The following is a 10,061-nucleotide window of genomic DNA, read 5'->3' as shown; positions in this document are numbered from 1 at the left end:
AATTGCTGAAATCAGCATTTTATAGGATTCGTATGTCTATTTTCAGAATCCTATCAATAAGCGTTCAACACTTCTGGACGAATGGCTCTGCGGGATGCCAATGAATCTTTGATCGCTTGCCCACGATGGGTTAATTCAGCACCCCAGATAACCGCATCATTCGAGAGTAATGCTATGCCAGTAGTTTTAGAGCCTGGGTCTATTTTTAACTGGATAGGCTGAGTTATTTCTGCTGATGCAGTTTTTAAGATGATCGTAAAAGGAAAGTGACGAAAGACGGCAGCTTTTCTTTGGGTAAGAAGTAAACGAGCTAATCCTGGATGAACAGGATTAAGGGGGCGTTTGCTGGTGTCAATAACAAAGACAAAGTTGGACATGAGATTTAAAACTCTGATTGCTCAGGTAATTTTTCCCTCGTCAAAGTTACTCCGGCTTGTTTGGCTCAACTCACTTCCTTAGCTAAATACAGATGTTTAAAGTTGAACGACAGAGCAAAAAGCTGGAAAGCACTTTTTGGTGTCTTGACCGGAGTAACGTAGCTATTGGCTAAGACTGGCTATCTCTCCAGGGTAAACGCATCTTAACTTTAACGCAAAATATGCTACAGTTAAATCCGACTAAATTTTAATGTAGTTTATTGTAGTTTATTCGTGTTATCAATGGCAAGAGGTTTTAGTAAAGCTGTAACTTCCAAACAAAAACAAACAGATTCATTGCCTTCAATGAATATTTTAAATACCAGTTTTTTAGAGCATTTTGCCAATTTGAAATACCCAAGAATAGAAAGAAGTAAAGAACACTTACTCAAAGATATTATAGCGATTGCGATTCTAGCTATCATCAGCGGTTCAGACGGATGGGTGGCAATAGAAGCCTATGGTAACGCCAAATATAAATGGTTGAAAAGCTTTCTAGAATTACCGAATGGTATACCATCTCATGACACATTTAGTCTCCTTCTTTGCCCGAATTGAACCGCAGCAGTTTCAAGAATGTTTTTTGACTTGGGTAAATGCGATAGTCGGGGAGTTAGAACTAAACGTGATTGCCATTGATTGCAAAACGATGAAACAATCTTATGACCGAAATGACCAGCAAAAAGCGCTACATATAGTTACTGCCTGGTCTTCATCTCATCAATTGGTTTTAGGACAAAAAAAAGTGGATAAAAAATCTAATGAGCTGACAGCAATCCCAGCATTAATAGAAATGTTATAAATTGCCGGAAGCGTAATAACCATAGATGCTATGGGCTGTCAAAAAGACCTAACATCTCTGATTGTCAAGAAAAAAGGAGATTATGTTTTAGCTTTAAAAGGAAATCAAAAACTTCTGTACAATGCCGTAAAAGAATGGTTTGAAGTAGCTCAAAAATCAGATTATTTAGGCAGAGACTACAATCCGGCATGAACAAGTAGAAGCAGGACATCATCGAGTGGAAAAAAGACAAGTCTGGACTGTTGATGTATCCGAGTTACCACAAGTGCATAATCAAGAATTATGGACGGGATTAAAAACAGTTGTCATGATAGTTAGTGAACGACGGCTGTGGAATAAAACCACGACTGAATCTCGTTTTTACGCTTAGTAATTTAAGCAGTAATGCTGAAAAAATTGCCCTAGCGATCCTCCGTCATTGGGGCATTGAGAATAGCTTACATTGGACACTCGATGTTACATTTTGCGAAGATGAAAGCCGGATTCGCAAACAGAACTCTCCCGAAAATTTTGCACTTTTACGTCGTTTAGCCATAAATTTACTGAAACAAGAGAAAACTTCCGGCACAAAGTCTAAAAATTAAACGGTATCGAGCAGCAATGGACAATAATTATTTAGTTAAAATTTTAAACTCTGCCAGTTAATACTCGAAATCTAAGAGAAATATAAGAAGGAAAATTATCCGGATTTAAGAAGTTTAGAAAATCTTAAGATTCTGATTTAATCTGCTTAAGTGGGGTTAAAATTAATGATTTTAAGAAGGTTTTTTTAGTTATTTAGTAATGCACAAATTTCTGGTTTTGTCAAATTAATTTAGATGCGTTTACCCTGGGTTCTTGCCCACAAGCTGTTTTCTTTTTGAGAGCAGCCTATTACCTTACAAGCCTTCATGAAATTCAATCTCAAAAAGATTTAATTCCACAGGTTCCGGCGAGCCGGGCCTTATCTTTCTATGTCGATTTCTTTCGCAATAATTAAACCCTAAGTTTCTTGACGGACTTTGCAGCCACATATTCAAGTCTTAAGTTTAATCATTACCAACTAGCATCAGCGATCAAACGGTTTAATACGAATTTTATAACTGACTTATATGTTTATATTACAGGATATATTTTAGCTATTTCATTAAGAAATACTAAGAAAGGTTCAAGGCGGTTGAAACCGCCGTGTCGCTTGCATCTGATATCTGAAGATACCCTCGCTTTCCGCCTCCCGTGTTTTTTTGTAAACAAACCTATTATGGGCAAGTCAGCCGATTTTAGGTTTGAGTTTTGAGACTTCGGCGAGACTTTGGCAGAGCCGTCGAGTCGCCCTCTGTCGAGCGATTTGAGATTTACTTCACAGATGAATCTGGAGCTTGAACAAGAGTCTAAAACTTTGGGCTGCGGGCGATTCCTGTCGGAAACTTATATCCGTTTTTGGGCGGCGTCAAAAGCCATTTAAACTCTCTCCTCGATAGCCACAAGGTTTGCTTAGAAGAATGTATCAAACTTTTACAAAGAAACCGAGCAAACTCATAAAGTCTCTCTCTGCCCGGACAAAAGGAGTTAGCTAGCACGATGCTGGTTCTCCGTTTTTCAGATTGGACTATACACCGCCCTCACAACCCTAAAAATGAAGAATTGTAAAGTTTTATCAAGATCTTTGGACATCTGAATTAAAATCTTCTCATAAAAAAGACTAGCTTTTAGCAGGCGCAAATTGTGAAAAAAGGTTTAAAACTCAGAATATGAGATCGAGTTCACTACTCTTACATGGTGCAATAAAATGTAACTTTTGATGCCAGAACCAGTAGCATGAACTTTTTCGCAGGCCGAATGCCCGTCCGGCCAATGGCTTCGGAAAATCGCTTTCTTGGCGCTGCATCAAATCTTAAGTGCAATTACTTTCCTTGCACGGGAGCCGGAGCCTTCGAGCAAACATTTAACTCCACGGCTTACGCACCACAACTTTAGATAAACCGGGTTTTTTAACCGGGAGCGAGGGCGGCAACAAAGTGTTTTCGTTCATCAAACCCGGTTTCAGCGTCCGAGACTCAACTCGATCGAATGAATGCAGTCGCAACCGATGTTTAAAAGTGGCGATACTGCAAGTTGCGTGCAAAGCAGGGAGCTAACCGCAGTGATGGATCTCGATTGTTTACCTTACGGCGCAGGCCACGCACAGGAAGGGGTCTGTCTGCTAGTCCGAATGGGGCCGCACCGCATTTTACTCGACTGCGGTATAGAGGATATTGCACCGCTGTCAGCGACACTAAATCGATCGCTGCCAGCCGATTTCGTGGTGTGTACCCACGCCCACTCCGATCATGCCAGAGGTTTGCTAGCACTCCATCAATCTTTCCCCCACTTGCCAATTTACGCCAGCGAAGTGACAGCGCGACTGCTACCGCTCAACTGGCCAGAAGTGGCTCATCAGCCAGAGTCCCGGTTCTGTCAGGGACTGCCCTGGCAGTCGCCGCTCGAAGTGCGCCCAGGACTGAGCGTGCAGTTGTTCCCGTCGGGTCATTTGCCCGGAGCGGCGACTGTGCTGCTGACTTATGCAGCCCCGCACCGCACCTACACCGTGGTTTACACCGGCGACTTTTTCCTGTCCAATTCTCGTTTGGTGGAAGGTTTGCCCCTGGGAGAACTCAGGGGCATGAAGCCGGATGTGTTAATTTTGGAAGGCAGTTACGGCACGGCCCGCCACCCTCACCGCCGACAACTGGAAAATCAGTTAGCCGATCGCATCCACCGCGCCATCGCCGACGGTTACTCGGTACTGCTGCCCGCGCCGGCCCTTGGTTTGGGGCAAGAAATGCTGATGCTGCTCCGCAGTCACCACTACTTTACTGGCCGGGACTTGGATATTTGGGTGGACGGCACTGTCGCCGACGGGTGCGACGCTTATCTGGAACTGTTACCCCAATTTCCCACCGCCGTCCAAAATTTTGCTCTGCACCAACCTTTGTTTTGGGACGAAAGGGTGAAACCCCGCGTCCGGCGGCTGTCTGCCGAACAACGTCCCGGATTGGGAGCCACGCCCTGTATTGTGATTACAGACAAGTTAGCTGATTTGGGTTTGTATGTTGCCGATGGCACAAATCCTTGGATTTTGCTCGCCCCTCAAAAACCAGGATATCCCGTCAGCGACTGGCTGGGCAACAGGCCCCAATTTGGAGTCACAAGTGTCGAAACTTATCTGCTAGCCGAACACTGCGACGGGCCGGGGACTACCCAACTCATCCACAATTTGCGTCCCCAGCACGTAATTTTACTCCACGGTTCCCCTGCATATTTGGCTGACTTGGCTAACTTGGACGAGCTGCGAAACCGCTACCAGTTGCACACTCCGGCGGCCGGAACACTTGTCGAATTGCCGATCGGGGAAATGTTTTTGCAGCCCGCTATCCCAGAAACTAACTATGAGGGAGAACTCAGCGAATTGGGGACAGAGGTAGCAATTAGCTTGCCGAGTCCGATTACAGCCGATCCTCGGTGGGCCAATTTTGCCGATACCGGTTTGGTAGAAGCGCGCTGGCAAGGCGAAGAACTGGTACTGCGCGGCATCTCCCAGCGGGAACTCCTTTTTCAAGGCAGCGCCGTTCAGGCAAACCTCGAATGCTGCGGCAATTGCCAGCACTACCGCAGTCAGCGCTGTTGGAACCAGTCCAGTGCTTTGTTTGGCTTTAAAGTAACCCCCGACGGTTTCTGTCCGGTGTTTAAAGCGATACCTGAGTCCGAACTTTTCCTAGATGGGGAAACAGACGGCGAATAAGCTGTCGGGCACCTCGAAACCAGCCTGCAGGCACAAAAAACAAAAAAACACTCCTGGACGCACCCAGACAAAAAACCCCGTTTCAGCAGGGGTAAGCTGTCGCGTATTGAATTTTTAAACTACTGTGTACTTACGCTCTTGTGGGGAGTAGGGTTTGGGCAGGAGATCCCGCCATCAAGCTTAAATTTAAAGGCAAAATAGCTTATGGGGTCACAACCCAGAATATGTTTGGCCTAAACCGGGTTTTTTGCCTACTTTCTCCACAAAAAAGGGAGAAAAGTCGTTTTCTTTTCCCCCAAGTTTTCCTTGTGCCTCAAGCGCGAGCTCAAAACTATTCCAAATTCGAGTCCGGGTAGTGATTGCGAATTTGTTCGGCTTCGGGACAATCGTCAGAAACTAGGGGTTCGCAGTTAGTTCGGGATACCGAAGCCAACTTCTGGGACACAGATCCAATACTTTCAAGACGCACCATTTCTTCCCAGGAGCTGATTTCGTCTTCTTCGTCGGTTTCGTAGCGCAGCGTGACTAGATCCCCTTCAATATCTAGGATACGAGCGCGCTCTATCCAACGTTGCTGATCTCGAAGAAAAATAGAAACCTCACGACCATCACAACAGAGTTGATAGATTTTGCGCTGTAGCATTTGTCAGTTCTCCTGCGCAGTGTAACTTGCTTAAAATATGGTCTGTTTACCGTAACGTACTTTGGGTTTTACATCGGAAGGCACAGCCGTATGGACTGGCCAGTTTCACGTTTTCCGCAACTTTGGTACCGATGGGAGTTACCAAATTTGATTTTACCACCAAATCTATCTAGTACGCCATTTATCCAATTACAGGTTTTGCAGTCAGTGGCATCCCTCGTGAGAGGCATTTGCCAGCATAGATCGGAGCATTAGGACTTGACTCAGGCGATCGCGATTAACAGCGACAATAACAACAGACTCTGCCTCAAAAATCTCGATCTCTTTTGCCTCAAGTCCCCCAGAAACAAGAGTGTTTCGACGTTTGTTCGATCGCCCACTAACGCCGTCAAGGCTCAATCTCAAATCTCAAATCTCAAAGCGAAAGCTCTAAAGCGACACTCAAACAGCGACAATAAAAACAGACTCTGCCTCAGAAATCTCCCTCTCTTCTGCCTCAAGTCCCCCATAAACCTTTTGTTGCGACGTTTGTTTGATCGTCCACTAACCCCTTTGAACTCAATCTAAAATCTAAAATCTAAAATTTAAAATCGAGTGACCGGAGTGTGATAAAAATCACTGACAGCAGGCAGCCCCTAAATGTAGAAAATGGTGGCGGCCAACAACTAGCTTCAAAACGGGCAGCGGAACCTGTGGCGGTTAAGCTAAAAGAATTGCGGTTCCGTTCAAAACAAATTGGAGTCATCGCTCGTGCTTATTAAGGAGGCTAATTGATGGTGTACGCAGAAAATTGGTCGCAGCCGTCTATCTTGGAGCTAGCGCGATCGGGCAACTTTCAAGCCCTGAATTACTGGATTGACAGCTTGCTGCGCCCCGAAGGGATTTATGCCCGCGTCGAACAGGCTCAGGCCGGCTGCGTCCAAATCCTCGTAGAATTCCAGCGCGAATTTGCGCCAGATACTACATTACTGGGGAGCACTATCCGGGAAGGATTAGTCAAATTTATTTGCCACCAACTCTGGAGACTCAACTCGCCAGCAGTAGAAGGAGTGCGAATTCACGCGCGCTTGGCTGGGGATGCAGACATTCTCTGGAAACAGTCAGTGCGAATTGTGACTCCGGCAAACCGCCAGCGGCGGCGTTACCGTTCCCTACCGGCCGTCGATTGGGTTAAATTTAAAACGTATCGTTCTCTGCTGCTAGTGGGATCGGCACTTGCCTCATTTATTTTAGGGTGTTGGGTCAGTTACCACGAGGCTGTGGCCCTGCAGTTAGGATCTCCAGTATCCGGCTACCAGCAAGCTGCTGTAATTTCGGGGCCGCCTCCAAAACGTGCGGATACGGTGCAAGCTGCCTTAGAAGTGGTACCAGTAGTACAGCAAAAGCAAGTTGCTAATCCTTACGACCCAACAGTAACGCTGATGTTCGGAGGAAATGTGAATCTATCGGATGCGCTCGGAGCATCTGCGGCCAACGATCACCAATGGGCTTTCGCCAATATGGACGAGTACCGGCAAGCAGATGTGGCGATGGTTAACCTAGAAAACTCCCTGACTCGCTCTACATTGGGCTCTGCCAAAAAACAATTAAATTTTAAAGCCGATCCAGAATCGGTGAAAGTATTAACAGCCGGAGGAGTGGATATTGTCAATCTGGCAAATAGCCGCGCTATGGATTACGAGGAACCGGGGCTGGTGGAGACTATGAATACTCTAGATAATAGTGGGATTCAACACCTGGGAGCCGGCAGAGATATTAAAGAAGCGAGGCGTCCAGATATTATTGAAGTTAAGGGTCAGCGGATTGCCTACCTCGGTTATTACGATGCCGAGCTTAACGTCGCCGACCAAGGGAAAGCGGGCACTAATCCCCGCCGCAACAATCGCGTGGCCGAGGATATTCGAGCTCTTAGGGGTCAGGTAGACTGGATTATTGTTAATTACCACTGGGGAGTCGAATTGGCAGATTATCCGGGGGACTGGCAGATTGATTTGGCTCGGTTCACGATCGACCAAGGAGCTGATTTGGTAGTGGGACACCATCCCCAGGTACTGCAAGGTGCAGAAATTTATAAGGGCCGCCCGATAGTTTACTCGCTGGGTAATTTTATATTCGGCCCGAATGCTCGCAGGGATTACGATACCGCAGTCCTGAAAGTATCACTCAAAGACAGGAATATGAAGGTAGAGTTTCTGCCTGTGGAGGTGAAAAATTTTCAGCCGAAGGTGGTGAAGGGAGTCGCAGCAGATCGCATCCTCAAACGCATTGAGCAAATTTCTAGTATTTTCGATCGACCGATGCGATCTTCTGTAGTTCTCGATGCCCTAGTCCAGCCAGGATCGGCATCAAAAACTCCAAATTCTCCCTTGCCAGGAGCTGCAAAGAGCGGTACATACAAGCGCGGGCGAGGTTCCGGGGCCAGCGACGGTGAAAGCAATCAGCAAGGCCCCGGACAACCCAAACCTACTTTGATTTTGCCGGCTTTGCCGGCTGCGCCCCAACAGCCGGACAACTCCTCATTTTTCCCGAACGGGACGGGGCCTGCAATTGAATCAAACCCACCTCCTAATCAAAATTTGCCGCCGCGCATCTACCCCACTCAACCTCAAAATCCCAGCCGGGAACCAGAGCCGTTTACAAAAGAGCCATTCATCAAAGAACCGTTTATTTCGCCCCCATCTCCCAGTCAAGGAGCAGTGCCGAGTCCCCAAAGCTATCTTTCCCCCACTCGCGCTGTATCTTTTGAAGTCGCACTCAAAGAGCAGCCGCCCTCCGCGATCGTTCCAGCTACCAGCAGCAACCGCTCCAAACACCGGATCGCCCTGCCTCCTATAGCTGGGAGCATTGGTTAGCTGGTGGATGTCGGAACAGCGAGGAGGCAGGAGGAGGATAGGGGCACTAATGGGTGAACGAACATCAAGATACTAGCGACCAATTATTAACGATCGATTTACTGACAACCAATGATCAATGACCTACTACCGATGACAAATGTGTTTGCGATCGCGCTCAAGCAAAAGCAGTACAAAACCTATATCCTCTCCGACGAAACCGCTAACTCTACTCTAGAAGTTGTGCCGGAACGGGGCGGTATTGCCACTAGCTGGCTGGTTGAAGGCAAAGAAATCTTCTATTTGGACGCGGAACGGTTCGCCAATCCCGATCTAACTGTACGTGGCGGGATTCCCATCCTGTTTCCCATCTGCAGCAATCTCCCCGACAATACTTACACGCACAAGGGAGTGGAGCGTAAGCTCAAACAGCACGGCTTTGCTCGAGACTTGCCTTGGACAATAGGCGAACAAGTTACGGAGGGTTGCGCCGCTCTGACGCTGATTCTCGACAGCAGCGACAAGACGCTGGCTGTTTATCCCTTTGATTTCCAACTAGCCTTTACTTATCAGATTAAAGGCAATTCTTTGGAAATTTTTCAGCGCTATACCAATCTGTCTGACGAACCCATGCCGTTTTCTAGTGGTTTGCATCCCTACTTTTTGGCGACGGACAAATCTAAGCTCCGCTTTGAGATTCCGGGGATGCAGTACAGAGATCACAACACCCACCAAAAGGGTTATTTCACAGGGGTTTTTGACGAGACGCTGGATGAAATTGATGTTTCCTTTGACGAGCTCACTGGTCTTGCTGCTACTGTCACTGACGCGGCGAGCGGCTTGCGGCTCACCCTCAGTTACAACTCCAGCTATGGGAAGTTGGTTTTCTGGATGGTGAAGGGCAAGGATTTTTACTGTTTGGAACCTTGGACTGCTCCTCGAAATGCCCTCAACACTGGTGAACACTTGATTTATTTGCAGCCGGGAGCGACTTGCGAGATGCTGGTTCGCATGACTGCAAATTTTATTTAACAAAACACTTGCTATTTCAAATGAGGGGTGCTACTATTAGAAATTGTGTGCGGTAACAATGTTTTCGCGGGTCGCTAGCTCAGCGGTAGAGCATTCGGCTTTTAACCGATTGGTCTCGGGTTCAAATCCCGGGCGACCCATAAAAAATTTGTGAGTTAAAAATTTTGAGTTTTGAGCATTCAGCTCAAAACTCAAAATTTTGTTTTTTGAACTTTTAACTCTTTTGGCGTAAGTCCCGCGCTGTAATTGTACTCAATTGGGCGTCGGGATATAAGCTTTCGCAAGGTCTATGACAAAGATCGACAAGTTCCTATTTCTATAGCAAAAAACGTGTAAAATATAAGTGGTTGCGACCCACCCACTCGACTGCAAACAACAGGCTACAGTAGCAGTAAGATGCTTGGCCTTGGACAACTGCGAGAGAAAGGGGGAAAGAACAGACCGCTGGTTGACAAGGTACGCCCTGTTTTGAAATATAATCCATGTTTGTTGTACGAAATAGTTTTTTGCCTTGGGAAACAGGGTTTCTGCGTGGGTTCCCTAGGAAGGGATAAAGGGTGTAAAAGCCCAGAGATGC

7 protein-coding genes, 1 tRNA gene and 1 pseudogene are annotated in these 10,061 nt (G+C 46.7%); 7 read left to right on the top strand and 2 right to left on the bottom strand.

What is annotated here, in order from left to right; translation table 11 throughout:
* Positions 1–53: 53 nt before the first annotated feature.
* Positions 54–377 carry an RRXRR domain-containing protein gene (locus QUB24_RS32345; protein ID WP_333157624.1) on the bottom strand — a complete coding sequence of 108 codons (324 nt, stop codon included), beginning with the start codon at positions 375–377 and terminating at the stop codon, positions 54–56.
* A gap of 282 nt (positions 378–659) precedes the next feature.
* On the opposite strand from QUB24_RS32345, the pseudogene QUB24_RS32340 reads away from it, so the two are divergent.
* The 3 genes and pseudogenes from QUB24_RS32340 (at position 660) to QUB24_RS32330 (ending at position 4,978) form a co-directional block, all read left to right on the top strand.
* Positions 660–1,863: pseudogene (locus QUB24_RS32340) on the top strand (ISAs1 family transposase).
* 1,152 nt (positions 1,864–3,015) lie between these two features.
* Positions 3,016–3,174 (top strand): hypothetical protein, encoded by a 159-nt coding sequence (locus QUB24_RS32335; RefSeq protein ID WP_333157623.1) that lies wholly within the window; start codon positions 3,016–3,018, stop codon positions 3,172–3,174.
* A gap of 169 nt (positions 3,175–3,343) precedes the next feature.
* Positions 3,344–4,978, top strand: a complete 1,635-nt coding sequence (locus tag QUB24_RS32330) for an MBL fold metallo-hydrolase (RefSeq protein WP_333157625.1) — start codon at positions 3,344–3,346, stop codon at positions 4,976–4,978.
* A 331-nt stretch (positions 4,979–5,309) separates the two neighbouring features.
* On the opposite strand, the gene QUB24_RS32325 is transcribed toward QUB24_RS32330, so the two are convergent.
* Positions 5,310–5,621 carry a DUF6679 family protein gene (locus QUB24_RS32325; RefSeq protein ID WP_015177146.1) on the bottom strand — a complete coding sequence of 104 codons (312 nt, stop codon included), beginning with the start codon at positions 5,619–5,621 and terminating at the stop codon, positions 5,310–5,312.
* Between the two features lie 605 nt (positions 5,622–6,226).
* On the opposite strand from QUB24_RS32325, the gene QUB24_RS32320 reads away from it, so the two are divergent.
* From QUB24_RS32320 to QUB24_RS32305, 4 genes are all read left to right on the top strand, one after another.
* Entirely contained in the window at positions 6,227–6,382 is a 156-nt protein-coding gene (locus QUB24_RS32320; protein WP_158307982.1) for a hypothetical protein, read from the top strand.
* Positions 6,383–6,394: 12 nt separating this feature from the next.
* Positions 6,395–8,473, top strand: coding sequence for a CapA family protein (locus tag QUB24_RS32315; protein WP_333157622.1), 2,079 nt, complete (start codon positions 6,395–6,397; stop codon positions 8,471–8,473).
* Between the two features lie 141 nt (positions 8,474–8,614).
* Positions 8,615–9,484: an aldose epimerase family protein gene (locus tag QUB24_RS32310; protein WP_445300449.1), complete on the top strand. Its 870-nt coding sequence runs from the start codon at positions 8,615–8,617 to the stop codon at positions 9,482–9,484.
* A 68-nt stretch (positions 9,485–9,552) separates the two neighbouring features.
* Positions 9,553–9,624: transfer RNA gene (locus QUB24_RS32305), tRNA-Lys, on the top strand.
* Positions 9,625–10,061: the final 437 nt, after the last annotated feature.

This window comes from Microcoleus sp. B9-D4, from assembly GCF_036705105.1.
Classification (GTDB): Bacteria; Cyanobacteriota; Cyanobacteriia; order Cyanobacteriales; family Microcoleaceae; genus Microcoleus.
The sequence above is the reverse complement of the archived record's forward strand: the minus strand, read 5'-3'. Positions and strand labels throughout refer to the sequence as shown.

What these genes read in the sequence shown, in the direction of transcription:
- QUB24_RS32345 (WP_333157624.1), bottom strand. Translation starts at nt 377, where the DNA reads ATGTCCAACTTTGTCTTTGTTATTGACACCAGCAAACGCCCCCTTAAT.
- QUB24_RS32335 (WP_333157623.1), top strand. Translation starts at nt 3,016, where the DNA reads ATGAACTTTTTCGCAGGCCGAATGCCCGTCCGGCCAATGGCTTCGGAA.
- QUB24_RS32330 (WP_333157625.1), top strand. Translation starts at nt 3,344, where the DNA reads ATGGATCTCGATTGTTTACCTTACGGCGCAGGCCACGCACAGGAAGGG.
- QUB24_RS32325 (WP_015177146.1), bottom strand. Translation starts at nt 5,621, where the DNA reads ATGCTACAGCGCAAAATCTATCAACTCTGTTGTGATGGTCGTGAGGTT.
- QUB24_RS32315 (WP_333157622.1), top strand. Translation starts at nt 6,395, where the DNA reads ATGGTGTACGCAGAAAATTGGTCGCAGCCGTCTATCTTGGAGCTAGCG.